Consider the following 25,107-nt stretch of genomic DNA (forward strand, 5'->3'; position numbering starts at 1 on the left):
AGTAAAATACATATTAATGATTGATACAATTAGTATTATTAATAGTTAGGGGAAGAGAATATGTATTACGACGCGTTACAGACGTTTATTACAGTCGTTGAACAAAGAAACTTTACAAAAGCTGCAGAGATTTTATTGTTGTCTCAACCTAGTGTGAGTTTGCATATCAAAAACCTAGAAAAAGAGTTTGATTCACAGCTACTAATTCGAACATCAAAATCATTATCGGTTACACCAACAGGGCAAATGCTCTATGAGCGTGCAAAGCAAATCGTTCAGCTGTATGAGCAAACAAAAAAAGAAATCCATGAGTATCATCACTATTTATACGGTCAATTAAAAATAGGTGCTAGCTTTACGATTGGTGAATATGTACTTCCAGCTATTTTAGCTAAGATACATCAGGATCATCCTGATTTAGAGCTTGAAGTTACGATAGGTAATACAGAAGAAATCGTTGAACAAGTTCGCCTATTTCAAATCGATGTAGGGTTAATTGAAGGTCAAACCAATGATAAAGAGGTGCTCGTTACTTCATTTCAAGAAGATAAGCTTGTCGTCGTCGCTCATCCTTCACACCTTTTAGCAAAGGCTAAAGAGCTAATAGTACTTGACCAACAATCATGGATTACTAGAGAACGAGGATCTGGGACAAGAGAATTTTTTTACCATGTGCTCCGTTCCAATGGACTTAAAGCAAAGTCAGTAATTACAATCAGTTCTAATCAAGGGATCAAGGAAGCGATACTAAATAACATGGGAATCTCTCTTTTATCTGAATCTGTTGTGAAAAGGGAAGTAGAACAAGGAAGCTTGGTTATAATTGATACCCGAGGAGAACAGTTCTTACGAAAATTTTCTTTTCTTGTTTCTCCAGTCAAACAAACAAATAAAGCCGTCGACATGTTTATCAAACAAATACAAAAATAAATCTGGAAAATTGAAACATTTTTGAAAGTTGTTACGTATACCCTTAGTGAATGAATAATGAGGGGGTCTTTTTTATGAGTAACGTTTTAATTGACAACGAACAAGAACAAGTAAAACAACATCCTTCCATGTTAGGGATTGTGTGGAGTCCAATTGAGCAATTTGAGAGAATCAAAGAAAAGCCAAAAGTGTTGGTACCGATGATTATTCTTACGCTAATTTGGGGCATCGCAGGAGCAATGTTATCGTTTGGGATGGATATAAAATGGCTACTTGCCTCCATACCACCAGAGCAACATGCTGAATTTGCTCAAATGGAATCCTTTTTACGAATTAGTAGTTTTATAGGTTACTTAATTACGCCCATCGTGGTGATTCTTATTGTTAGTGCGATCATGCTTCTTATCTCAAAAGCGACAACAAGCGAAGTTACCTTTAAGCAATTGTTTTCAATGAACGTGTTTATAAGTTTTATTGGAGCGTTATCTTTACTTGTAAACGGTGGATTAGCTATTCTGCTTGATGTTGACCCTATGATTCCAATTACAAGTGTAGGAAATATGATGCAAGCTGAGGGAGTCGCTGGGGCAATTTTAAATCAAGTGGAGTTATTTGCAGTTTGGGGTGTGATTTTAACAGCTCTAGGTTTAATAAAAGTGGCTAATTTTCATAGGGTTCTCGCGTGGTCCGTGTCAATTATATTTACATTAGTAACTGTTGGCTTTGCTGTAATTGGAGCCCTCCTTGGAGGGATGTAGGTCCGATGAAGAAAAAACTATGGATTGGAGCCGGTGTGCTAGCACTCCTTATCCTATTTACCTCTGTTACGATTGCTAGAACTGGAACGTCAACTGTTGAAGTACAGGCAAGTAATCCAACGACCATGGAAATGTCATCAGAGATTATGATTCCTGGTACAGTCGAAGTAAAAGAGGAAGAGGTTATTTATTATTCCCCTGACAGAGGAAGCGATTATGAGCTTCTTGTTTCAGAAGGAGACAAGATAAAAGAAGGAACGGACCTGATTCAATATACAAATAGGCAACTAGAGCTTGAAAAAGAACAAACCGCTCTAGCTATTGAATCTGGTTATCTCCGAATCAATTATATTGAAAAACAAGAAGATGAGCTTAAACAAAAACGAAAAGATTTTGAAAAACAACTAGGTAAAAAAGAAGCCGATAAGGTAATGAAACCTGAAGAAGAGCAAATCAGGTTTGAAAAAAGGCAAGCTAATTTAGACCTTCGCCAAACCTTATTACAAAAAGAAGCGCAAGAGCAAAGAGAAGAGGATTTAGTCATACAAAGTAATACAATAGGAGTCGTTGTGGAAGCGAATGAAAATGTTGATACAACGAGTTCTGAACCAATTTTACACATCGCAAATACTGAACAACTTGTCATAAAGGGAAATTTATCGGAGTACGACGCCTTACACATCACAAAAGGATTAAAAGTAATTATTACGACAGATGCGATGTTGGATGAACAATGGGAAGGGAAGATTGAGGACGTTTCCTTCTTTCCCAAAAAAGCAGAAGCCTTTGAAAGCGGGACAGCGGCCGTTCAATATCCCATAACAGTTGCAGTAACAGATGGGGATGTGAGTGTCCTTCGACCAGGTTTGTCGATGATTTTACAATTGGTCACAGAAGAAAAAGACGCGTTAGCTGTGCCAATGTCTGCTGTGTTCCAAGAAGAGGGAGCTAGTTATGTGTATGTTGTCGAAAAAAACCACGTTCTCAAACAAGAAGTAAAGGTTGGTATCATTCATGGAGAACATATAGAAATCCTTTCAGGTGTATCAGAGCTGGATTATGTTGTCACTTCTGATATATCTGCTCTGTCGGACGGAATGGAAGTGAGTATCGTTGATTAATCTAACAGAAATCACAAAAACGTATCAACTTGGAACACAACTAGTACCTGTTTTAAAAAAAATTAATCTAACGATAGAAGATGGTGATTTCCTCACGATAATGGGACCCTCTGGTTCGGGTAAATCAACGTTAATGAACATTATTGGTTGTTTAGATAAACCTACATCTGGAATGTTTCTATTAAATGGTCAAGATATCACAAGGTATCAGGATGTTCAACTTTCAAAAATAAGGAATGAGTCCATTGGATTTGTGTTTCAGCAGTTTCAACTCTTGCCGAGGTTAACCGCGTTAAAAAATGTTGAACTACCAATGATTTATGCAGGAGTGAAGAAGAAGGAACGAAGAGAGCGCGCGGTTGAAATGCTGACTAAAGTAGGTTTAGCTGACCGTATTGAACACCTTCCAAATTCTTTATCGGGTGGGCAAAAACAAAGAGTCGCGATTGCACGCGCGTTGGTGAATGAACCACATATCATTTTAGCCGATGAACCGACAGGAGCTTTGGATACGAAAACGAGTTCATCTATCATGGAATTGCTAGTAACACTAAATCATGAAGGGACTACCATAGTCGTTGTCACGCATGAACCTGAAGTTGCGGAGTATTCGAAAAAAACGATAGTCGTTCGTGACGGAGAAATTGTTAATGTGAAGGAACGCAGGAAAGGATCGAATGACAATGAGCGTAACTGAGAATATTATCATGGCATTACAATCTCTTCGTTCCCATAAAATGCGTTCGATTCTTACGATGCTTGGCGTTATTATTGGCGTAGCTGCGGTGATTATCGTTGTAGCCATTGGCCAAGGCGGGGAAGTGATGTTGAAAGAGCAAATTGCTGGTGATAATCATTCACTTGAAGTGTTTTATATTCCATCAGAAGAAGAAATAGCGGCTGACCCGAATATTGGTTTTGGTTCATTTACTCAATCAGATATTAGAGCCTTGGAATCCATTGAGGAAATTAAACATATCATTCCTTCAAGTTCTCAATATAGTTCAGTTCACTTCCAAACAGAATCTGTCGATGGCGCGGTATTTGGAATCACGGATAACAGTTATTTAACCATTAATAATTTGCAACTTCAGACTGGACTTTCTTTTACTCAAGCAGACTTTATGGCGGGGAGAAGGACCGCTTTAATTTCAGCTGCGTTAGCTGAGGAGCTGTTTCCCGAAGAAAATGCCATTGGGAACATTATACGAATCGGGAGACAACCTGTTGAAATCATTGGTGTACTAGAACAACCTACGGGTATTTTTGCGTTTGGGTCAAAGGATGTCTATCTTCCTTGGACAACATGGCGAAATGTATTTAATAGCACTGACTTTAATCAGCTTACACTTCAGTCCAATAGTGCGGATGAGGTTCAAATCGCTGGTGAAAAAGCGGTTGAAGTGCTCAATCGTTTAAATGGTACAGAGGATTCTTATCAAGTGTTTAATTTCGAAGAGATCGCAGCAGTCGTAGGAAACATTACCCGAATCATGACGCTCATTATAGGTGGAATCGCTGGGATTTCATTACTTGTAGGTGGAATTGGCGTCATGAATATCATGCTTGTATCGGTAACCGAACGAACAAGAGAAATTGGAATTCGAAAAGCATTAGGAGCAACGAGAGGACAAATTCTATTTCAATTCATTATTGAATCAATTATTTTAACATTAATAGGAGGAGTGATTGGAATTATTGTAGGAGCTGGTATTGCCTCGCTCGTTTCCTTTTTTGCAGGCTGGCCGTCCCTTATATCGATTCCCGTTATTATTGGAGCGCTTATCTTCTCAATGTTAATCGGCGTTGTTTTTGGATTATTGCCTGCTAATAAAGCATCAAGACTAGACCCGATTGATTCGTTACGATACGAGTAGAAATCTTCAAACAATAGAAATAGCATACCAATTCTATTAGACTTGGTATGCTATTTTATTAGTGCCTAAGTCCTTATCATATAATATTTAAAATGCTTAATGAGGATTTCTGTGAACAATAGATTTTAAGGTTATATGATAAAATGGTTTTATGGGTTCTATATTTAAGAAGTCAGTACAATAAAACGTAAAAGGAAGTAATGTATATGAAAATACTCGCTGATGGAGTATCTGAAATTGTACTAGAGGTTAAGTCAATGGAAAGAGCCATTGATTTTTGGTCTAATCAATTAGGATTTCCAATAGTGGAACAATGGGGTTATAAGGAAGGACAATTTGATATAAGTAGTCAAGACGTATGGGCAACATGGTTATATATAGGAGGCTCAACTAGACTTGGATTATGGCTAACAAGAAATTTTACAAAAGAAGAGATGGCAGAGAAAAGAAAGCCAGTTTCTGAATGGGAGGGACTCTTCGATGAAGGTGGCTCTCACGTTCATTTTGCGTTGTATATAAGACAAGAGCATTTTGATGAAGCAATTGAAGTCCTTAAGAAAGAAGGCATTGATTTAAAATTAATTGAAGAAGAGACATTAGGTATTCAAGAGAGACGGTTATATTTTAAGGACACAGAAGAAAATATTGTAGAATTTTATACACGTGATATGAAAAACGATTATAAAATTAGATTTCAAAATGGGAAAATTAAATAAGTTTATGGAACTTATTACTTAAGGTCGTTTATCCCAAGGAAAAAGCGTTCCAACAATGGTTACACAATTATCATTGGATATAGCTTCAATAACCCCAGCAGAAATTTCATCGTGAGTTAACCATCTAGAATGTGTATCTTCAATAATGAATCCTAATTGAATTTGTTTATACAGGCAGTTGTTAGGGACTTTTACTGTATTTTTGATTTGTTCTACATTTGAACTGCTACCTAACACATGAAATAGCTTCCATGTAAGGTCATCAGATGCGTGTAGTTTTGAAAGTACGTCTATCACCTTCTTTTCACCTGAATGGATCCAAGCTATAACTAAATCAACTGGGCCATTCTTTTGTATAGTCAATCCTAATTTTTCTTTTAATTCTGCTTCGTACCTGTAATCAACAAGTAATGGAGTAATTTTAGAAGTATCTTGTGAAGCGCTTATTAACCGTTCCATACGTTTAGGCGTTCGCCCAATGACTGATACGTTATAGCCTTCAGATACTAACCATAATGAAACGTTAGATAACATACCTGTACCACCTATTACTAGTGCATGAAGCATAATATCACATCCTTGGCTCATGTTAAGGTTTACTCCAAGTCTAAAACAAATTCCTCAGTACTATTACCTCTGTAGCCTGAATTCTCAACGTACAACTTAACGTTTATTGCTCTTGAATAAAATTACCTTTTTTTCCGAAACTCTTTTGGTGTACATAGATTTTGTTTTTTAAAAGCTCGAATGAAGTAGCTTTGGTTGTCAAAGCCTACTTCCATTGCGATATCAACGATTTTTCGGTCTGTTTCTACAAGTAGTTTAGCTGCTTCGTGTAAGCGGATACTGTTAATGTATTCAATGGGTGTTTTATGGACGAGTTCTTTAAAAAAACGACTAAAATGGCCTTCGCTCATTTGAACAAGTGAGGCTAAGTCAGCGATTTGTAATTTATGATGATAGTTTTCGTTAATGTAAGCAAGGACCGTTTTTAACCGAGCAATCTTTTGCCGTTCCGCTAGCGATGTTTCAGATTCAACTGTAGGACCGTTTCTTTGAACTAACGAAGCTAGGATGTGCATTAGTTCTGACTTAATCAGTAGTTCGAACGCCATCTCTTTACTGGAAAAAATTGAAATTACTGATTCTATTTTTTCAATAATAGTGAGCTCATATCGATCGTTGCCTTTAAGGAATGGGTGTATCGGAGAATCTGGGCGTTGTATAATTTCTATGTATTTTTGTTGTATCAAATCAAAGGAGGAACTGCTAATGAGATTGGAGTGAAATACGATAGCATAAAGCGTAAAAGGAATGTTGTTAATTGGATAAGCAGCATGAAGTTCCTCTGAAGGGATAAATAATGCTTCTCCTTGTTTTACATGGTATACGGATGTTCCAACTTGAACTGTTGCTTCTCCTTGTTTCAGATAGATGATCTCAAGTTCATAATGCCAGTGGTAGTCGAAAATCGCACCGTTATGAATATAGTCAACTTTATATATATCAAATTGAAACATTGAATCTCCATGTACACGGTTTTCATGTAATGTAGCTTTATCCATCATTTCACCTCGTAATATCAGGATTGTGTTATTAATTAAGAGAATATTTCAAGATTTTTGCTGTAATTCCTTCTATTATTATACGTATAGTAATACTTTTTGAATAGATGAAAAGGGTGATAACATGAAATTTTCAGATGGTCAGTGGTTAACTAGAGAAGAGTATTCAATTATTAATCCTGTTGAAGTGCATGATTATGTCAAACGTGACGATTCGTTAACTTTGTTTGCCCCTCCAAAACCGATTGTGAACCGTTCGGGTGAATTAGATTCACCTTTAATTGAGGTGAATCTATCGTCGCCAATTCAAGATGTCATTCGAGTGCAAGTTTATCACCATAAAGGAGTAAAGCGAGCTGGTCCTCATTTTTCAGTTGCAAAAGACCCTGACCATTCAGCTATCGTTTCTGAATGTGAAAATTATTTAACGTTTACAAGCGGAAAGGTAAGCGCCAAAATTCATAAAGAGAATCAATGGTCCTTGGATTTTGATTATAATGGAAAGCGCTTAACCTCTAGTGGATTTAAAGGTATGGGATATGTTAAAGAAGGAAACACCAATACTTACATGAAAGAAGAGCTTTCCCTTGGTGTTGGTGAGTATGTATATGGCCTTGGAGAACGTTTTACATCGTTTGTGAAAAACGGCCAATCCGTCGACATCTGGAACAAGGACGGGGGAACGAGTTCAGAACAAACCTATAAAAATATTCCTTTTTACATAACAAATAAAGGTTATGGTGTTTTTATCAATCATCCTGAATTGGTTTCACTTGAGGTTGCCTCTGAAAAGGTGTCAAAAGTTCAATTTAGTGTAGAAGGCGAGTATTTAGATTATTACCTTATTGGTGGAGAGTCAATGAAGGGAGTGCTTGAAAATTATACAACACTTACAGGCAAACCTGCTTTACCACCGGCTTGGTCATTTGGTCTATGGTTAACAACATCGTTCACGACCAATTATGATGAACAAACAGTCAATTCATTTATTGATGGCATGGCAGAACGAGACTTGCCGTTGCACGTCTTCCATTTTGACTGCTTTTGGATGAAGGAATTCCATTGGTGTAACTTTGAGTGGGATGAGCGCGTCTTTCCAGAGCCTGAGGCGATGCTTCAACGATTGAAGGACAAAGGGTTAAAGATATGTGTATGGATTAACCCATATATAGCCCAACGCTCCCATTTGTTTGATGAAGCAGTAGAGCATGGGTATTTATTGAAAAAAGAAAATGGTGATGTATGGCAATGGGATTTGTGGCAACCTGGTATGGGAATTGTTGATTTTACGAATCCGGATGCGTGTAGATGGTATGCCAATAAGCTAGAACGACTAGTTGATATGGGAGTGGACTCGTTTAAAACCGATTTCGGTGAGCGAATTCCAACGGATGTTGTCTACTTTGATAGGTCAGACCCTAAGAAAATGCATAACTATTATTCGTTTATCTATAATAAAGTTGTTTTTGATGTTTTAGAAGAAAAATTAGGCAAGGGAGAGGCAGCTTTATTTGCGCGGTCTGCTACGGCTGGAGGTCAACAGTTTCCTGTTCATTGGGGCGGAGATTGTACGGCGACTTATGAATCAATGGCAGAAAGCTTACGTGGTGGGTTATCCCTTGGTGTATCAGGATTTGGGTTTTGGAGTCATGATATTGGTGGATTTGAAAGCAATGCAACAGCGGATGTTTATAAAAGATGGATTGCCTTTGGGCTTTTATCAAGTCATAGCCGACTTCACGGCAATAGCTCATATCGAGTGCCTTGGTTGTATGATGAGGAAGCAGTGGATGTTTTACGCTTTTTCACAAAACTAAAATGTAGCTTAATGCCATACCTGTTTAATCAGGCTGTTGAGTCGGCGACAAAAGGAATTCCAATGATGCGTCCGATGGTAGTCGAATTTAGTGATGACCCAACTTGTGAAACGCTTGAACGCCAATATATGCTTGGTGACTCGTTGCTCGTCGCACCAATCTTTAGTGAGGACGGTTTTGTCACGTATTATTTACCAGCAGGAGAGACGTGGACGAACTTCTTAACTGGAGAGACGGTAGCGGGGGGAGTATGGCGTAAAGAAAAACATGAATATCAGAGCATTCCATTATTTGTTCGCTCCAACACGATTATAGCCATCGGGGCCAATGAAACTAAACCAGATTATGAATATGCTTCAGGTGTAGAATTTCAAGTGTTTGAGTTAAAAGATGGAAATGAAATATCTACTCAAGTTTGTTCATTACAAGGACAGCGACAAGTCACATTAAAAGCGAGTAGAAATGGAAATGATATGTCTTTCAACCTAGACGGAGTTTCATTAGATTGGAGCATAAAGCTTCGTGGCTATCAAGCGATTGAGAATGTAGTCGGTGGTACAGCGGTAACCGAGGATAATGGCATAAGAATTATTGCCAACCAGGGAGAAACGACTTTGAAAGTGAGACGATAAAGAAAAGCTTGGTATGAGAATCATGGCTCATACCAAGTTTTTTCTGTTATGAACTAGAAGTCTTGTACTCAATTTACTTTACAATATATTTTTAGTAAAAAAGAGGAATTTATGAGACTTTAAGTTAACTATAGATATATAATTTGTTTAAATTCATTAAATTGACCGCAGGGAGCATGTACGATGAACTATAAAAAAGCCGTTACCGTTGGAATTATTCTAGTAACCTTGTGTTTTGGATTATATCAATATGTCGATAAACAACATTATGTAAAGCATTTATCAACTCAGTTAGCAGATGCGTTAGCTGGAATGTCACATTCCATATCAGACAATAAAGAACTGTATGAAGATATCCTTTCATCCGAGACGATTACATTACAGCAAATCGAGTTAATAATAAGTAATAATGAACATTTTTCAAATGATATTCGTGAATTTGAAGCGATAGCGGTTAATTTTAACCGGGCAACCTCTGATGAAATAGGTTATAATACAGCGGTTACAGCTTTTAGTATAGAGGCTATATTTTATAAAATACAGTGGAACCTCGCGAATGAAAAAGATGTTGTAGAGTTACCTCATTTGACAACAGTCATGAGTGAAACGGATGAAATTAAGCTAAATGATGAAGAAGTCGAACAAATACATATGATTCATGCTTTAAATGAGTTATGGTATAAAGCATTGATTAAACATATTGATGGAGTATATCCTGATACAGGAAAACCAAATTATGATATTTTCTTTGATATACATTCTGACAAAGGCTTTTTAAAAAATGATTGGATAAAACTTATCATTGATTTAAATAAAAGCACGACAGAGTTTTTAGAAACAAATGAAAAATTTGAAGAAGCCCTTATTTTAGAATAACGCTATCACTAAAAAGGAAAAAAGGCACAAAAGGTTGTTCTACCTTTTGTGCCTTTGTTTCTATAGAAAACAATTAGCTACAAGTGAATATGTTCTTTATTCGTATTTGATTGTTCAGGTGATGTAGAGGAAATCACACCAAAAAATAATAAAATCCATAAGGGTGAGTTACCTATGGCATGAACAGCAAAAGATGCCCATGTTGAGCCGGTAAACTGAGCAATAAAAGGAGCTACTAACATACTTGGCAACATCCCAATAAAATGCCATTTTAAACAAGCATGAACCACCCAGGCCCATAGCAACCCATTGACAACCCACGCGACTTCTCCAAACATTAACTCCTGAACGGGTAATAAATAGCCGCGCCACATCATTTCTTCACTAAACATGGCGATGATATGTAGTGTAATAAAAATAAATAAAAAAGACCAATTTCCTTGAAGCTGTACACCAAAAAATTCACGAGGTGGAAGTTTTATTTTTCGTAAAGGATGAAATGGAGCGGGTAGATAAGACGGTGGTAAAAAACCTTTTCTTTTTGCAAAGTACTTACCAATAGGTTCTAACAATTGGTCACATACAATGGTAATAAAAATTGCTGCACCAATCCATATCCAATCTGATCCGTTAATAGGTAGAAGCCGAAATCGTTCAACAATTTCAGGGAAAGTAAATGCTCCTACTTCAATATAAAATAATACTAACGATAGGGGGAGTAATAGCAACACAGGGACCCAAAGAAAAAACCAAAACGATAAAACCAAAGAAAAACCGCGTCGTATAAATAAAGGTGTCCAATAATAAAAGCCCATATAACAAAGGAATCCAGGAATCAAAAATAATAAAAATTGAAATGTAAAAGGCATCATTTTTCCTCGCAATAAAATAGATTAACTTAATTATAATTTTCAACTTGAAAAAATGGAAGATTTTTCACAACATCTACTTGAATGGTTTAGTCTGCAAAAGAAATAATAGTCCCTGAAAGGAGGGTGATATAATGGCTAATCATCAACAACCAAAACCAGACGATAGAAGCGATAATGTAGAAAAATTACAAAACATGATTCATAATACGATTGAAAACATTGAGGCTTCAGAAGAAACACTTCGCTATACAGATTCTGAAGAAGAACGACAAAATATTGAAGCAAAAAACCGAAGACGGGAAGATTCAATTGAGTCGTTTAGAAATGAAATCAGAGACGAAGCACGAGACAATAAGTAAATAAAGAGACGAGGGTGTGACAAATGGTTGTTTTTAGCCTTTTGTCACACCCTCTAAGCAATGAGCGAAACCGCCACTATCTTTTAAAGCCCGTTGTGAGTGGGTTTCTCACAACGGGCTTTGTGGCGAGTGGAGCCAGTGCAGATGTTTTAGCAAGTTCTGTCCTAGTCCTTTTTGTTTTGGAATTAAAAGAATATTTAGCAAGAAAGTACAAAAGCTACAAGGGAAAATCTAAGAAAAGGGGTAAAACAATGAAACCATTACATGCGCAAGTAAAAATAGTCATTTGTAGCGTACTTGCACTTTTATTATGTCTTTCATCGTTTCAGTTCCAAGTCGGTGCTCAAGCGGTTCAAAACGTTCCAACAGCAGGTATTGCGATTAATGGCAAAATCGTAGACGGGATAAACCCAATCCGGGTCGATGGAGAAATGTTTCTTCCGTTTGTACAATTATCGAATATTTTAGGTTATAAGGATATTCGTTTTGAAAGTGGAACGAAAACCTATCAAATTACAGATGGTTCTACCCTAGTTCGAATTACAATGGGTGGAACAAGAGCAAGACGAGGGGATGAATTTATTAACATTCAAGCCCCACGCTGGATAAATGAAACAGCGTATGTTTCTTTATCGGCAGCTAGTGTACTCTTTAACTCGAATGTGTCATTTAGACCAGAAAACGGTTCAATCCAAGTGCAAAAGCCAGCATCTCATTATGTTGTTCGTTCTGGTGATTCACTATGGGCTATTGCTCAAGCTCATCATACGACCGTTCAAGCATTCATGGCCGCTAACAACTTAACGAACCATACCATTTTCCCTGGACAACGATTAGTAATTCCGCCAAGAAATCAAACAAGGGAAATGGAACCTGTTCGAGATGAAAGACCAGTGCCTGCTCCTAGTCCAAGCACTACTCCTGCGGCACAATTGCGTACGAATGTAATCAATACAGCACAACAGTTTATCGGAGCAGGATATAAATTTGGTGCCACATTACAAGAAGCACCGCGTTTATTTGATTGTTCATCATACACGCAATATGTGTTCCGATTAAACGGAATTACGTTACCAAGAACATCTAGAGAACAAGCGAGCATGGGAGTCGCTGTTACAAACCTACAACCAGGGGATTTATTGTTTTTTACAGATTCTCAATTGTATTCTGATGGGCGTGTAGGACACCTTGGTATTTATATGGGTAATGGAGCCATGATCCATGCTTCATCTTCAAGAGGCGTTCATATCGTACCAAGTGTAATGACGAATAATTATTGGAGAAGAAATTACTTATTTGCAAAACGAATCATTCAATGAAGAAAGGAGGGTTCACAATGTTTATAAAAAACTTGTGACCCCTCTTTTTCTCTTACAAATACAGTGAAATAGTAAGAATTATTTACAAAAAATCAACAATAGAGCATTGACATGTTCTTTATAAAGAACTAAAATAATAGTAACGAACAGGAACTGTTATATCTAAATTCATTATATACTTGTTGTTAAATAAAAACCAAATTTTTTTATTTTGGGTGTGCGTAATAAAGAACTGTGCTTCGTAATAAAACAGTAGAAGGTGAATGATGTGAGTATTGAACAGGGGAGTAAAGCCAAAGAAATAGATTTAAAAAATATTTTTAATGTGATTAAAAAAAGATTTTGGATTGTCATTCTAGTGACCACAATCTCCGCAATGGCTTGTTGGTATTATACATCTAAAGGCCCAATTCCAATTTATGAAACATCTGCTCGTATTATTATACCTGAAAATAATAATTACATTAATACTCTACTCGTTGTGCTTAAAGAACCAGCTGTGCTTGAGCGAGTAATAGCGGAACTAGAGTTAAACTATTCTGTAGAAGGTCTGAGAAATCAAATTTATGCGCAACGAATTGATGAGTCACAAGTCGTGACCATTGGAGCATATCATACGGATCCAACTTTAGCTCAAAGTATTGCAAATACAACTGCAACTATATATATAGAAGAAGTTGTAAAAATTTTAAATTTTAAAGGAATAGAGCTATTATCAGAGGCAAGAGAACCAACCTATCCGATGAATATCAGAGATAATACAAAAATTTGGATAGTGGCTATCGCATTTGGAGTTGCAGCTGGAGTTGGTCTCATCTTTTTAGTAGATAGCTTGGACAATACAGTAAAAACTGAACGTGAGCTTGAGAAGCTGTTAGGAGTTCCTGTATTCGGTAGGGTATCAAAAATTACAAGACGAACAACGTCCAGGAAACAAAAACAAACCCATCCTATTTATCGAGGTGAAACCATTGGTTCGTAGAATGATTGAAAAAAGCTTAATTACATTAAAAAGGCCGCAGTCAATAATTGCTGAACAATACAGTAACATCCGAACGAATATTGAATTCTCGATGTATGAACATAACGCAAAGACGATTGTAGTGACGTCTCCCACTGCAGGTGAAGGGAAATCAACGATGATTACAAACTTAGCTTTTTCGTTAGCGCAAGAAGGAAAAAAGGTACTCATCATCGATTCCAATGTTAGGCACCCATCAATACACCATTATTTTAAAATGAAAAATGTGGTTGGGCTAACGAATGTATTGGTAGGACAAAAACCATTAAGTGAAGCCATTACTATAACAGAACATAACATTGCTGTAATAACTAGTGGACCGATTCCAGCGAACTCTACTCAACTGTTTGCCTCTTCGGTCATGATTGAATTGCTTGATGCTGTGAAAGAACAATTTGATGTAGTCCTTCTCGACTCCGCTCCTGTGTTAGAAGGGATGGATACGAAAACATTTGCGGGGCGTTGTGATGGTGTCATCCTTGTTGTTAGTAGAGGGAAGACTGAAAATGATGAAGCGATTGAAGCAAAACAAATACTAGATGTTGCAAAAGCTAATGTGATGGGCATTGTATTAAACGCCAAAACTAACTCATTCTTAAAGCGACGCCATCGTGGCTTTTTCCAAGTATAATTTTTTTTACCCTTACCGTTCGTTATAAGAAACAAATGTGTTCTATATATGAAGGTGATGTCTCTTAACCTTTATCAAAGGAGGCACTCGGTTACACTGTGGGTTGAAGAAACCTTAGATGCTTGTCATCGGTGGTGTGGTGTGAGGAGGGGTTAGATGCCCCATTATTATTACTAAAGCACTTACTTTTGTGTTTTCAGATAAAACATAAAGGTAAGGGCTTTATATAAATAAATTTGAAATGTAGAGAAAGGAGGAAGAGTTTATGGCGTATCGCCAACGATTGCCTTTACTGATTATCATCGATTCGCTATTGCTTGCTACGATTGTATTCTTAAGCAACGCATTAACGTCAAGTCTCGAGATGCTTTCCATGTCTCTTATCATAAGTGGTATGGTTCTATTGCTAAGCCATCATCTTTTTTCTTTTATTTACCACTTATATCATAAGGCTTGGGAATATGCGAGTATTGGTGAATTACTGATTATCGTTAAAATTGTAACTCTTTCCGTATTGCTAGTTGGTTTATCAAGTATCATCATAGGATCGTTTCAAATGTCATTTTTAGCGGTGACATGGATGTTGTATTTACTTGCCATTGGCGGGTCAAGGTTTTGTTGGAGGGTCCTTCGTGATTCGGTCATGAGCAAGAATCCGTTAAAAAGAAAGACTCTAATTGTTGGAGCCGGTTCTGCAGGAAGAATGGTGGCCAGACAGTTGCAATGTAGTACTGATACAGATTTACATCCAGTTGCATTCATAGATGATGATTACCGAAAACATAATCTTGATATTTTTGGGATTCCGGTTGTAGGTGGAATTGAGCATATAAAAGAAGTTGTAGAACAACTAGACATAGATAACATTGTCATTGCGATTCCTTCGCTTAGTCGTAAAGAGTTAAATAAGATTTTTCAAGAATGCTCGAAAACAAAAGCAAACACTAAAATCCTTCCTTTACTAGAGGATTTAGTGACAGGGAAAATCTCTGTCAACCAATTCCGGGATGTGCAAGTGGAGGATTTACTCGGTCGAGACCCTGTCGATTTAGATATCGAAAGCATCAAGGATTATGTGAGTGAAAAGGTTGTCTTAGTAACAGGGGCTGGGGGATCAATAGGTTCGGAAATTTGCCGACAAATCTCGAAATTTGAACCACATACACTTGTGTTGTTAGGACACGGAGAAAACAGCATTTATGCGATTGAAATGGAACTAAAAACGAGATTTCGAGACTCTGGGATTCACTTTTTAACAGAAATTGCTGATATCCAAGATGGTAAGAAAATGAAACAAATTATGAGTAAATATCGTCCAGATGTGATTTATCATGCGGCAGCTCATAAACATGTTCCACTGATGGAAAGAAATCCAGAAGAAGCCGTGAAGAACAATGTGATAGGAACGATGAATGTCGCCGAGGCAGCAAGTCTTGCCAATGTCGATACATTTGTTCTTATCTCATCAGATAAAGCCGTAAACCCAACGAGCGTAATGGGTTCGACTAAACGGTTAGCTGAAATGGTGGTTCAACACTTTAATACAATAAGTACAACGAGGTTCATTGCTGTTCGGTTTGGAAATGTCCTAGGAAGTCGAGGAAGTGTAATTCCACTCTTTACCAAACAAATTCAAAATGGTGGACCTGTCACAGTAACTCATCCTGAGATGGTTCGTTATTTTATGACGATCCCTGAAGCCTCTCGCTTAGTCATTCAAGCGGGTAGCTTAGCCAAAGGCGGAGAAACATTTGTCCTTGATATGGGTGAACCTGTGAAAATCGTTGACCTAGCGCGAAATTTAATTAAGTTATCCGGTCATTCCATTGATGAAATTGAAATCACATATTCAGGCATTAGACCCGGTGAAAAGCTGTTTGAGGAATTGTTACATGAAGATGAAGTGCATGAAGAGCAAATCTATCCAAATATATACGTTGGAAAAACATCAGATATCTTCATCGAAGAAATTGAAGATATCATTTTAACGTTTAACTTACATGACCAAAAGACGTTAGCTGAACGTCTAGTTGCATTAGCCAATAAAAAGAGCGAACAGCCAAATCCTGTTTCTATTCCAGGATAGAAAGGAACGATATCAATGACCGTAAAAAAAGCGATAATACCCGCTGCGGGATTAGGAACGCGATTTCTTCCAGCAACAAAGGCGATGCCAAAAGAAATGCTTCCGATTGTTGATAAGCCAACAATTCAATACATAGTAGAGGAAGCTGTAGCATCAGGAATTGAAGACATTATCATTGTTACTGGAAAAGGAAAACGTGCAATTGAAGACCATTTTGACCATTCGTTTGAACTCGAACAAACTCTTTTAAACAAAGGGAAATACGAGTTATTAGATGAAGTCCAAAAATCTTCTAAACTCGTAGACATTCACTATATTAGACAAAAAGAACCTAAAGGACTTGGGCATGCGATTTGGTGTGCCCGAAAATTTATAGGCGATGAGCCGTTTGCAGTGTTATTAGGGGATGACATTGTAAAGGCAGAAAAGCCATGCTTGCTTCAAATGATTGAACAGTACAATAGATACCATTCTTCAATCATTGGCGTACAACAAGTACCAGATGAAGACGTGTCAAGATACGGAATCGTCGCTGGAACACCGATGGAAGAACGATTATTTAATGTAAAAAGTTTAGTAGAAAAGCCGGCTGTAGAAGAAGCTCCTTCTAATTTAGCGATTTTAGGTCGCTATATCTTAAGTCCGAGAATTTTCTCAATTTTAGAAAATCAAGAAATTGGTGCTGGCGGAGAAATTCAATTAACAGATGCGATTGCCTCATTAAATAAACTAGAACAAGTGTATGCCTTTGATTTTGAGGGTGTCCGTTATGATGTTGGAGAAAAAATGGGCTTTATTCAAACCACGATTGAAATGGCATTGCAACGAGATGATTTACGGTTTGAGTTGTTACAATATTTGTCTAACTTAATGGAAAAAGAATATATAAAATAGGGGTCATAAAGGAGAGTAGGTGAAAAATATGCCTAAAAAAATCCTGTTTATTGCTACAGTAGATTATCATTTTAATGTCTTTCATTTGCCAGTAATGAAGTGGTTCAAAGAACAAGGCTGGGACGTTCATATCGCGGCTGCAGGAGAGATGGAATTACCGTTCACAGATAAAAAACATTCTATATCAATCCAAAGGTCACCGTTTAGTGTTCAAAATGTGAAAGCATTATTTCAATTAAAAAACATCATAAAGGAAAATCAATATGACATCGTGCATTGTCATACACCTTTAGGTGGAGTGTTAGGTCGATTGGCCGCCAGTACAGAACGAAAAAACGGCTTGAAAGTCATCTATACAGCACACGGCTTTCACTTTTGCAAAGGGGCGCCTAAACTTAATTGGTTCATTTATTATCCAATTGAAAAAGGGTTAGCTTACTTTACAGATACATTAATTACGATAAACGAAGAAGACTACGCCTTAGCGAAAGAAAAAGAATTTAAAGCTCAATACATTGAACATGTTCACGGTGTTGGTATTGATCCTGAGAAATTTCAACCGATTGACGAAAAAGTAAAGAAGCTTTTCAGAAAGAAATATGGGTATCGTGATGATGAAATCCTGTTGTATTTCGCCGCCGAATTCAACAAAAACAAAAACCAAATTATGCTGCTGAAAGCCTTAGATATCGTGAAGGAAAAAGTTCCAAAAGTAAGGCTTATTTTTTGTGGGGAAGGCCCAATGCTCCAAGATGTTCAAGCGGAAGTGTTCAAGCTTGCCCTTTTAAACTGGATTGATTTTCTTGGATACCGAAACGACATTGATTCGCTTGTGAAAATGAGCGACATCGGTGTATCCGCAAGCTATCGCGAAGGTCTTCCAGTCAACATTATGGAAGCCATGTCATGTGGCCTTCCGGTTGTTGCTACAGAAAATCGCGGACATTTGGAGTTAATTAGCGACGGTGAAAACGGGTTTATCATCGAAAAAGATAACGTCGAACAATTTGCCGAAAGAATCATCCAACTAGCGAAAAACGAGGAGTTACGGAGAGAGCTAGGACAAAACGGACGGAAGCTTATAGAAAGCAAATACACTTCAGCAAAAATAGTAAACAAGCTGAAGCTAATTTATCAGAAGCACATGAAGAAGAAGGGAGAGTCAAAGTGGGCGACCCAGTAAGAATTCTACACGTAGTTGTAAACATGAATCGGGGTGGTGCAGAAACGCTCTTAATGAACTTATATCGGAACATTGACCGCACAAAAATCCAATTTGATTTCCTTACGTGCTATGAAGGTGTTTTTGATGAAGAAATAAGAGGATTAGGTGGACAGATTCATAGAATTCCTTATGTTCCTGATGTCGGGCACTTTGGCTATGTAAAAGCATTACAAGATTTTTTTCAAACTCATCCACAATATAAGGTTGTTCATTCTCATATGGATAAGATGACAGGAATCGTTTTAGACGTAGCAAAAAGAAACCAAATACCTGTTCGTATAGCGCATAGTCATAATACAAGTAGTGAAGGTGGAATCGCAGCTAAGCTATATAAATGGTATGCAGGTACAAAAATTATACCGAGCGCTACTCATTTATTTGCCTGCTCAGAAAAAGCTGCAAACTGGTTATATTCTTCAAAAAGTAATCTTGCCAAAGTAATTAAGAACGGAATAGAAACGAGTTATTTTCAGTTTTCAAAAGAAACTAGAGAAGAAATGAAAAAAGAACTTCAATTACATGAAGATGCCGTTGTAATTGGTCATATTGGCCGATTTAATCATCAAAAAAATCATGCGTTTCTTATTGATATTTTTCAAGAAACATTAAAAACGATACCAAACGCTATTCTTGTATTAGCGGGAGATGGACCTTTACGCTCAGAAATAGAGAAGAAAATTAAAGTGCAAAATCTTGAAGATAGAGTGAAGGTTCTTGGGGTACGTAGTGACATAAATCGGTTACTTCAAGTATTTGATGTGTTTGTATTTCCATCATTTCATGAAGGTCTACCAGTTACCCTCATTGAAGCTCAAGGTGCCGGCGTACCATGTGTTATTACGGATGTCATTTCAACTGAAGTTGATATGGGAATGGGATTAATTTCATTTGTTCCATTAAAAGAAAAAGAACTATGGGTTAATCATATTCATAGAAGTATCGTAAACAGCAAAAATAGAAGTAATGTAACTTCCAATCTTGAGAAGAACGGTTATGACATTAAACAAACTGCTCAGTGGACGCAGGGATTTTATTTAGGATTTAGGTGATTGAGATGAAGATGTTAACGGTATTTACACCGACATATAACCGAGCCTATTGTCTTTCTTCTTGTTATGAAAGTCTAGTGTCACAAACGAATAAGGAATTTACCTGGTTAATCATTGATGATGGCTCTACAGACAATACGAAAGAGATAGTTCAAGAATGGATTGACGAAGGTGAAATTGAAATCCGCTACCATTGGCAAGAAAATCAAGGAATGCACGGAGCTCACAATACCGCATATGAATTAATCGATACGGAACTTAATGTTTGTATTGATTCAGATGATTCAATGCCATCAGATGCCGTTGAAAAAATCACTTCATTCTGGGAAGCCAATAGAAGTGATGAAGTAAGTGGAATAATTGGTCTTGATGCCAATTCATCTGGTGACATAATTGGAACGAAGCTACCAGAAAAAATGAAACGTTCCACTCTCTTTGACTTATATAATCAACATGGGGTCAAAGGGGATAAAAAAGTAGTTTACCGAACCGAGTTATCTAAAAGATATCCCTACCCAATCTTTTCAGATGAAAGGTATGTAGGTCTTGCTTATAAATATTTTAAACTAGATGAAGAATTTGAAATGCTCTTACTTAATGAGGTTCTTTGTATTGTTGAGTACTTGCCTGATGGTTCATCCATGAATATGTTAAACCAGTACCGTAAGAATCCAAAAGGCTTTGCATTTTACAGAAAAGAACTAATGAAATTAACTTTTGCTAACACAAGCTTCAAGTTCCGCCAAGCGGTTCACTATGTTTCTAGTAGTTTACTGATGAAAAACTGGAAGTTCATAAAGGAAACACCATGTAAGTTGCTTACGCTGTTGGCAATTCCTCTTGGATGTATCCTTTTTTTATTTGTTACGACTAAGACAAAAGTTGCTCGGTAAATTAAATGTAATATGTGGAATGAGAAAAATAGAAGGAGTATATTATGGCTGTTTTGTATGCAAACCTAGTAGTTGTTTTTATATGTTCATTTTTCTCAAGATACTTCTCTATTTCAGATATTGAGGATAGAAGAGTAAAGCCAAACAAATTACTAGCACTTGGTGCATGTCTGTCATTGAGTTTGGTATCTGGGCTTAGGACAAATATCGGAGACACCTACTTTTATAGGCATGCATATGAATTAAAAACGCTCACATTGGACCATGTTTTAGCGGAAAAAGATATTGGTTTTGGAATCTTACAAATGGGATTACAAAGGATTTCAAGTGATGCTCAAATATTAATTTTTACAACCGCAATACTTACAAATTTTCTTATTATTTTTGCCCTTTATAAATATACAAGGTTATTTGAAATTGGCCTATATGTGTACATTACATCCGGAATGTTTTTAGTTTCTATGAATGGGATAAGGCAGTATTTAGCTGCAGCTATAATATTTGCGGCAACTAAATACCTTCTAGAAGGGAACTGGATAAGGTACATGATTGTTGTTTTACTAGCATCGACTTTTCATCAAAGTGCTCTTATTATGATTCCTATTTATTTTATAGTACGGAGAAAAGCCTGGACAGGAACGACCTTCATTTTATTACTGTCTTCCATATTTGTAGTCATAGGTTTTGATTATTTTATGGAATTATTGTTTTCTGCAATAAATGATACTCAATATGGTGGGTATCAAAGCTTTCAGGAAGGTGGAGCAAATTTTTTACGAGTAATCGTTAGTGCAGCACCATTAGTAATAGCCTATTTAGGGCGTGAAAAGTTGCGAGAGTTATTTCCGAAAAGCGATTATATTGTAAATATGTCCTTACTCGGTGTTGTTTTTATGCTCATTGCCACACAAAATTGGATTTTTGCTAGAGTTTCTATCTATTTTGATTTGTTTAGTTTGATATTAATATCTTGGGTCATTGTGTTGTTTAGGAAAAAAGACCAAAAATTAATATATTATTGCATCATAAGTTTATACTTTGTGTATTTTTATTATGAACATGTAATTACCTTAAACATTATTTACAGAAGCATGTATCTCTATTTCTAGGGATCTCGTAAAGGAATGGATTATGAACATATTTGAAAATGTAACTGAAGAGAAATTTGCGCAATTATTAACGTATTTCTATGAAAAAGGAAACAATGAATATGAAATGAAAGTATCCGATTTTATCCAAGACATAGTGACGAAATTGGAACAGGAATTTCAGAAAAATGAGGGGAGTGCCAAACGTTGAAACGCACCTTTGACTTCTTAATCTCATTTGGACTACTCATTGGTTTAGCTCCATTGATTGTCGTAGTTGCAATAATTGTAAAACTAAAATTAGGTTCCCCCGTATTATTTAAACAACTCAGGCCAGGACTAAATGGAAAACCATTTTACTTATATAAATTCCGGTCAATGACAGATGCTAAGGATGAGGAAGGAAACTTACTAGAAGATGAGATTCGTTTAACTCCAATAGGGCAATTTTTACGAAAGTATAGTCTAGATGAACTTCCACAACTGTTTAATGTGATAAAGGGAGATATTAGTTTAGTAGGACCTAGACCCTTGTTAATGGAGTACTTACCGCTTTATACGAAAGAACAAGCAAGAAGACATAACGTGAGACCCGGAATAACGGGTTGGGCTCAAGTGAATGGAAGAAATGCACTAAGCTGGGATGAGAAGTTTAAGCTAGATGTCTGGTATGTAGATAACCATTCTATGAAAATAGATTGTAAAATATTGATTTTAACAATTTATAAAGTAATAAAATCAGATGGAATTTCTCAACCAGGTAGTATGACAATGGAACGATTCAAAGGGTAATATTCAATATGAAGAGGGGGTGCGTATATGCAGATAGCTATAATAGGTAATGGAGGACATGGTAAGGTCATTCGAGATATTATTAATTCTTATGACAATTATCAAATTATTGGTTATTTTGATGATAAATATGAGGACCTTCTTATCACAGATGAGATGTATTACGGCCCAATTCGATTTGTAGAAAAGTTAGTCGACTATTTTGACGATATATCCTTTGTAATTGCTGTTGGTAATAATAGAATTAGACAATTAATAGTAGATAGCCTATCGTTACGCAATGACCAATATATTTCACTAATACACAAAACCGCAGTCATTAGTCCGACTGCTCAAATTGGTTTTGGCACCGTAATTATGGCGAATGCTGTAGTCAATGCTGATGCTCAAATTGGCAATCACACGATACTTAATACGGGTTCTATCGTTGAACACGATGCAACCATAGATGATTTCGTTCATCTTTGTCCTAAAGCAACGATAACAGGTACCGTCCACATAGGTGAGGGAGTACAAGTAGGAGCAAATGCTACAGTCGTACCGAATATAACCATTGGTGAGTGGTCCGTAATTGGTGCTGGTGCAGTGGTCATTTCAGATACTCCTTCGAATTGTACGTCAGTGGGAGTTCCAGCAAAAGTAAGAGTAAATGAAAAAACGGGAGGTGCGTAAATGAACAACAATTCCAAAAAGAAAATATTTTTATCACCTCCACATATGAGTGGAAATGAAACGAAGTATATACAAGAAGCCATGGATACCAATTGGATTGCGCCACTTGGACCAAATGTCGATGCCTTTGAAAAGGAAATTGCTAACTTAGTAGGAGTCAATGAAGCCTTAGCCGTCAGTTCTGGAACAGCTGCAATTCATTTGGCTCTTATTTTATTAGAAGTCAAACAAGGGGACGTGGTTTTTTGTTCAACATTAACGTTTGTCGCAAGTGCAAATCCAATTTTATATCAAGGTGCAGAACCAGTCTTTATTGATTCAGAACCGGAAACTTGGAACATGTCCCCACAAGCCCTTGAAAAAGCACTTCAAGATGCAGCAAATGAAGGAAAATTACCGAAAGCGGTAATCGTCGTAGATTTATACGGCCAAAGTGCAAAAATGGATGAAATTGTTGAACTATGCAATCAGTATGATGTTCCTATTATCGAAGATTCTGCGGAGTCACTTGGTGCAAGTTACAAAGGCAGAGCAAGCGGGACATTTGGAAAGTTTGGGATATTTTCTTTCAACGGCAACAAAATTATAACGACTTCCTCGGGAGGAATGTTGATTTCTGATGATGAAGTTTTGATGAAAAAAGCAAGGTTCTTAGCGACACAAGCTAAAGAACCTTTTTCTTATTATCAGCATAATGAGTGTGGTTATAATTATCGCCTGAGTAACATTCTTGCCGGGATTGGTAGAGCTCAACTGGAGGTACTTCAAAATAGAGTGGAAAGAAGAAGAGAAATTTTTTCGATTTACAAACGAGAGTTATCTTCATTTAGTGGTTTGGATTTTATGCCGGAATTAGTTCTAACAAGGTCAAATCGTTGGCTAACAGCTCTTACGATGAATGAAGAAGTGTCCGGAATTTCAGTGCCTCAATTACTTGAAGAACTAAGTAATGAAAACGTTGAAGCTCGTCATGTTTGGAAGCCACTTCACATGCAACCGTTGTTTGACGGAAACCGTTACTATTCTCACGATGAGAATACGAGTATATCCGAATATCTCTTTCGTACAGGTATTTGTCTACCTTCGGGATCAAGTATGTCTGAACAAGATGTTTATAGAGTTTGTTCAATCATTAAGAAATTAATTTCTGAAAAAAGTCATTTTCCAAGAGTGAATGCTCTATGACAACAATACCAAAAATAATCCATTTTTGTTGGTTCGGTAGAAATGAGAAGCCAGAAGTTGTTCAACGATGTATTTCTTCCTGGAAGCAGTACTTGCCAGACTATCAGATTGTTGAATGGAATGAAGATAACTTTTTTATCGATTGCAATTCATATGTAAGAGCCGCTTACAATAACAAAAAGTATGCATTTGTAAGTGATTATGTCAGGGTTCATGCTTTATATCATCAAGGTGGAATTTACTTAGACACAGATGTCGAAGTGTTTAAATCTTTTAATCCATTATTGGAACATGAATCATTTTGGGGTTTCGAGCAAGGTAACTATATTGCAACAAGCACGATTGGGGCTCAAAAAGGAAATCAACTAATTAAGAGGTTCCTTGATTCCTATGAGAATAAGGAATTTGTTAAAGACGATGGTAGTTTTGATACATTAACAAATGTTGCAATTGTCACGAAAATGCTAAAAGAAGAAGGACTTCAAACCAATGGAAATCTTCAGGAGATTAGAGGCATTGGTACATTTTATCCGCAGACTTATTTTTCACCCTATGATTATATCAATTGTAGAACATTAAAAACTGGTGACACATATGCAATGCACCACTTCCATAAAAGTTGGTTACCTTTTACTGTGAAAGTAAAAACAAACCTTAAAAAGACAGCAGCAAAAATAATTGGTGGGGACAATATAGCAAGAATTAGAAAGCTAGTTTCAAAAGCTTAGG

At 36.8% G+C, this 25,107-nt stretch carries 26 protein-coding genes; 23 read left to right on the top strand and 3 right to left on the bottom strand.

Annotated features, from left to right (window positions below):
- Positions 1 to 60: 60 nt before the first annotated feature.
- From BK585_RS10460 to BK585_RS10485, 6 genes are all read left to right on the top strand, one after another.
- Complete coding sequence (locus BK585_RS10460; protein ID WP_078553398.1) at positions 61 to 930, top strand: LysR family transcriptional regulator; 870 nt, start codon at positions 61 to 63, stop codon at positions 928 to 930.
- Between the two features lie 74 nt (positions 931 to 1,004).
- A complete protein-coding gene (gene yknW / locus BK585_RS10465) occupies positions 1,005 to 1,688 on the top strand; it encodes a YknW family membrane protein (RefSeq protein WP_170885534.1) in 684 nt (227 codons plus the stop codon).
- A 5-nt stretch (positions 1,689 to 1,693) separates the two neighbouring features.
- Positions 1,694 to 2,809, top strand: a complete 1,116-nt coding sequence (locus BK585_RS10470) for an efflux RND transporter periplasmic adaptor subunit (RefSeq protein WP_078553400.1) — start codon at positions 1,694 to 1,696, stop codon at positions 2,807 to 2,809.
- Positions 2,802 to 3,506: an ABC transporter ATP-binding protein gene (locus BK585_RS10475; protein ID WP_078553401.1), complete on the top strand. Its 705-nt coding sequence runs from the start codon at positions 2,802 to 2,804 to the stop codon at positions 3,504 to 3,506. Before BK585_RS10470 ends, BK585_RS10475 begins: the two co-directional genes overlap by 8 nt.
- The gene (locus BK585_RS10480; RefSeq protein ID WP_078556741.1) at positions 3,493 to 4,686 is read left to right on the top strand and encodes an ABC transporter permease; all 1,194 of its coding nucleotides are present in this window, start codon (positions 3,493 to 3,495) and stop codon (positions 4,684 to 4,686) included. The genes BK585_RS10475 and BK585_RS10480 overlap by 14 nt, the downstream gene beginning before the upstream one ends.
- Before the next feature lie 206 nt (positions 4,687 to 4,892).
- Positions 4,893 to 5,402 (top strand): VOC family protein, encoded by a 510-nt coding sequence (locus BK585_RS10485; protein WP_078553402.1) that lies wholly within the window; start codon positions 4,893 to 4,895, stop codon positions 5,400 to 5,402.
- A gap of 18 nt (positions 5,403 to 5,420) precedes the next feature.
- Here BK585_RS10485 and BK585_RS10490 read toward each other — a convergent pair whose 3' ends face one another.
- Positions 5,421 to 5,990: a short-chain dehydrogenase gene (locus BK585_RS10490; RefSeq protein ID WP_245805815.1), complete on the bottom strand. Its 570-nt coding sequence runs from the start codon at positions 5,988 to 5,990 to the stop codon at positions 5,421 to 5,423.
- A 101-nt stretch (positions 5,991 to 6,091) separates the two neighbouring features.
- Positions 6,092 to 6,967 carry an AraC family transcriptional regulator gene (locus tag BK585_RS10495; protein ID WP_078553403.1) on the bottom strand — a complete coding sequence of 292 codons (876 nt, stop codon included), beginning with the start codon at positions 6,965 to 6,967 and terminating at the stop codon, positions 6,092 to 6,094.
- Between the two features lie 124 nt (positions 6,968 to 7,091).
- Between BK585_RS10495 and yicI the strand changes: the two genes are divergently transcribed.
- Positions 7,092 to 9,416, top strand: coding sequence for an alpha-xylosidase (yicI, locus tag BK585_RS10500; RefSeq protein ID WP_078553404.1), 2,325 nt, complete (start codon positions 7,092 to 7,094; stop codon positions 9,414 to 9,416).
- Between the two features lie 183 nt (positions 9,417 to 9,599).
- Positions 9,600 to 10,292, top strand: coding sequence for a hypothetical protein (locus BK585_RS10505; protein ID WP_078553405.1), 693 nt, complete (start codon positions 9,600 to 9,602; stop codon positions 10,290 to 10,292).
- 77 nt (positions 10,293 to 10,369) lie between these two features.
- Here BK585_RS10505 and BK585_RS10510 read toward each other — a convergent pair whose 3' ends face one another.
- On the bottom strand, positions 10,370 to 11,161 hold the full coding sequence (locus BK585_RS10510; protein WP_170885535.1) for a CPBP family intramembrane glutamic endopeptidase: 792 nt from the start codon (positions 11,159 to 11,161) through the stop codon (positions 10,370 to 10,372).
- Positions 11,162 to 11,295: 134 nt separating this feature from the next.
- Here BK585_RS10510 and tlp point away from each other — a divergent pair, with 134 nt between their 5' ends.
- The 15 genes from tlp to BK585_RS10580 all read left to right on the top strand — a co-directional run bounded on the left by tlp (position 11,296) and on the right by BK585_RS10580 (position 25,106).
- Positions 11,296 to 11,523: a small acid-soluble spore protein Tlp gene (gene tlp, locus BK585_RS10515; RefSeq protein ID WP_078553407.1), complete on the top strand. Its 228-nt coding sequence runs from the start codon at positions 11,296 to 11,298 to the stop codon at positions 11,521 to 11,523.
- Positions 11,524 to 11,774: 251 nt separating this feature from the next.
- Positions 11,775 to 12,842, top strand: coding sequence for a C40 family peptidase (locus tag BK585_RS10520; protein WP_078556744.1), 1,068 nt, complete (start codon positions 11,775 to 11,777; stop codon positions 12,840 to 12,842).
- A 268-nt stretch (positions 12,843 to 13,110) separates the two neighbouring features.
- Positions 13,111 to 13,824, top strand: a complete 714-nt coding sequence (locus tag BK585_RS10525) for a YveK family protein (protein ID WP_170885536.1) — start codon at positions 13,111 to 13,113, stop codon at positions 13,822 to 13,824.
- Positions 13,814 to 14,494, top strand: a complete 681-nt coding sequence (locus BK585_RS10530) for a CpsD/CapB family tyrosine-protein kinase (protein WP_245805816.1) — start codon at positions 13,814 to 13,816, stop codon at positions 14,492 to 14,494. The genes BK585_RS10525 and BK585_RS10530 overlap by 11 nt, the downstream gene beginning before the upstream one ends.
- 265 nt (positions 14,495 to 14,759) lie before the next feature.
- Positions 14,760 to 16,580 carry a polysaccharide biosynthesis protein gene (locus BK585_RS10535; protein ID WP_078553409.1) on the top strand — a complete coding sequence of 607 codons (1,821 nt, stop codon included), beginning with the start codon at positions 14,760 to 14,762 and terminating at the stop codon, positions 16,578 to 16,580.
- A 15-nt stretch (positions 16,581 to 16,595) separates the two neighbouring features.
- On the top strand, positions 16,596 to 17,474 hold the full coding sequence (galU, locus tag BK585_RS10540) for a UTP--glucose-1-phosphate uridylyltransferase GalU (RefSeq protein ID WP_078553410.1): 879 nt from the start codon (positions 16,596 to 16,598) through the stop codon (positions 17,472 to 17,474).
- A 28-nt stretch (positions 17,475 to 17,502) separates the two neighbouring features.
- Positions 17,503 to 18,657 (top strand): glycosyltransferase family 4 protein, encoded by a 1,155-nt coding sequence (locus BK585_RS10545; RefSeq protein ID WP_078553411.1) that lies wholly within the window; start codon positions 17,503 to 17,505, stop codon positions 18,655 to 18,657.
- On the top strand, positions 18,642 to 19,748 hold the full coding sequence (locus BK585_RS10550; protein ID WP_078553412.1) for a glycosyltransferase family 1 protein: 1,107 nt from the start codon (positions 18,642 to 18,644) through the stop codon (positions 19,746 to 19,748). Before BK585_RS10545 ends, BK585_RS10550 begins: the two co-directional genes overlap by 16 nt.
- 5 nt (positions 19,749 to 19,753) lie before the next feature.
- The gene (locus BK585_RS10555) at positions 19,754 to 20,641 is read left to right on the top strand and encodes a glycosyltransferase family 2 protein (protein ID WP_078553413.1); all 888 of its coding nucleotides are present in this window, start codon (positions 19,754 to 19,756) and stop codon (positions 20,639 to 20,641) included.
- Positions 20,642 to 20,685: 44 nt separating this feature from the next.
- Complete coding sequence (locus BK585_RS10560) at positions 20,686 to 21,750, top strand: EpsG family protein (protein ID WP_078553414.1); 1,065 nt, start codon at positions 20,686 to 20,688, stop codon at positions 21,748 to 21,750.
- Between the two features lie 22 nt (positions 21,751 to 21,772).
- A complete protein-coding gene (locus tag BK585_RS24000) occupies positions 21,773 to 21,940 on the top strand; it encodes a YwzD family small protein (protein ID WP_170885537.1) in 168 nt (55 codons plus the stop codon).
- Positions 21,937 to 22,521 (top strand): sugar transferase, encoded by a 585-nt coding sequence (locus tag BK585_RS10565; protein ID WP_078553415.1) that lies wholly within the window; start codon positions 21,937 to 21,939, stop codon positions 22,519 to 22,521. The genes BK585_RS24000 and BK585_RS10565 overlap by 4 nt, the downstream gene beginning before the upstream one ends.
- Before the next feature lie 27 nt (positions 22,522 to 22,548).
- A complete protein-coding gene (locus tag BK585_RS10570; RefSeq protein WP_078553416.1) occupies positions 22,549 to 23,193 on the top strand; it encodes an acetyltransferase in 645 nt (214 codons plus the stop codon).
- On the top strand, positions 23,194 to 24,378 hold the full coding sequence (locus BK585_RS10575) for an aminotransferase class I/II-fold pyridoxal phosphate-dependent enzyme (RefSeq protein ID WP_078553417.1): 1,185 nt from the start codon (positions 23,194 to 23,196) through the stop codon (positions 24,376 to 24,378). It abuts the gene before it with no gap.
- Positions 24,375 to 25,106, top strand: a complete 732-nt coding sequence (locus tag BK585_RS10580) for a glycosyltransferase family 32 protein (RefSeq protein ID WP_078553418.1) — start codon at positions 24,375 to 24,377, stop codon at positions 25,104 to 25,106. Before BK585_RS10575 ends, BK585_RS10580 begins: the two co-directional genes overlap by 4 nt.
- Position 25,107 lies beyond the last annotated feature (1 nt).

Origin of the sequence: Bacillus alkalicellulosilyticus (genome assembly GCF_002019795.1) — a bacterium.
In the GTDB taxonomy this organism is placed as follows: Bacteria; Bacillota; Bacilli; order Bacillales; family Bacillaceae_F; genus Bacillus_AO; species Bacillus_AO alkalicellulosilyticum.

Bases quoted from the DNA above. Each gene is read 5' to 3' on its own strand.
- BK585_RS10580 (WP_078553418.1), top strand. From the start codon at position 24,375: ATGACAACAATACCAAAAATAATCCATTTTTGTTGGTTCGGTAGAAAT.
- BK585_RS10505 (WP_078553405.1), top strand. From the start codon at position 9,600: ATGAACTATAAAAAAGCCGTTACCGTTGGAATTATTCTAGTAACCTTG.
- BK585_RS10495 (WP_078553403.1), bottom strand. From the start codon at position 6,967: ATGGATAAAGCTACATTACATGAAAACCGTGTACATGGAGATTCAATG.
- BK585_RS10510 (WP_170885535.1), bottom strand. From the start codon at position 11,161: ATGCCTTTTACATTTCAATTTTTATTATTTTTGATTCCTGGATTCCTT.
- BK585_RS24000 (WP_170885537.1), top strand. From the start codon at position 21,773: ATGAACATATTTGAAAATGTAACTGAAGAGAAATTTGCGCAATTATTA.
- BK585_RS10545 (WP_078553411.1), top strand. From the start codon at position 17,503: ATGCCTAAAAAAATCCTGTTTATTGCTACAGTAGATTATCATTTTAAT.
- BK585_RS10490 (WP_245805815.1), bottom strand. From the start codon at position 5,990: ATGAGCCAAGGATGTGATATTATGCTTCATGCACTAGTAATAGGTGGT.
- galU (WP_078553410.1), top strand. From the start codon at position 16,596: ATGACCGTAAAAAAAGCGATAATACCCGCTGCGGGATTAGGAACGCGA.
- yknW (WP_170885534.1), top strand. From the start codon at position 1,005: ATGAGTAACGTTTTAATTGACAACGAACAAGAACAAGTAAAACAACAT.
- BK585_RS10570 (WP_078553416.1), top strand. From the start codon at position 22,549: ATGCAGATAGCTATAATAGGTAATGGAGGACATGGTAAGGTCATTCGA.
- BK585_RS10575 (WP_078553417.1), top strand. From the start codon at position 23,194: ATGAACAACAATTCCAAAAAGAAAATATTTTTATCACCTCCACATATG.
- BK585_RS10485 (WP_078553402.1), top strand. From the start codon at position 4,893: ATGAAAATACTCGCTGATGGAGTATCTGAAATTGTACTAGAGGTTAAG.
- BK585_RS10560 (WP_078553414.1), top strand. From the start codon at position 20,686: ATGGCTGTTTTGTATGCAAACCTAGTAGTTGTTTTTATATGTTCATTT.
- yicI (WP_078553404.1), top strand. From the start codon at position 7,092: ATGAAATTTTCAGATGGTCAGTGGTTAACTAGAGAAGAGTATTCAATT.
- BK585_RS10470 (WP_078553400.1), top strand. From the start codon at position 1,694: ATGAAGAAAAAACTATGGATTGGAGCCGGTGTGCTAGCACTCCTTATC.
- BK585_RS10535 (WP_078553409.1), top strand. From the start codon at position 14,760: ATGGCGTATCGCCAACGATTGCCTTTACTGATTATCATCGATTCGCTA.
- tlp (WP_078553407.1), top strand. From the start codon at position 11,296: ATGGCTAATCATCAACAACCAAAACCAGACGATAGAAGCGATAATGTA.
- BK585_RS10555 (WP_078553413.1), top strand. From the start codon at position 19,754: ATGAAGATGTTAACGGTATTTACACCGACATATAACCGAGCCTATTGT.
- BK585_RS10480 (WP_078556741.1), top strand. From the start codon at position 3,493: ATGAGCGTAACTGAGAATATTATCATGGCATTACAATCTCTTCGTTCC.
- BK585_RS10460 (WP_078553398.1), top strand. From the start codon at position 61: ATGTATTACGACGCGTTACAGACGTTTATTACAGTCGTTGAACAAAGA.
- BK585_RS10520 (WP_078556744.1), top strand. From the start codon at position 11,775: ATGAAACCATTACATGCGCAAGTAAAAATAGTCATTTGTAGCGTACTT.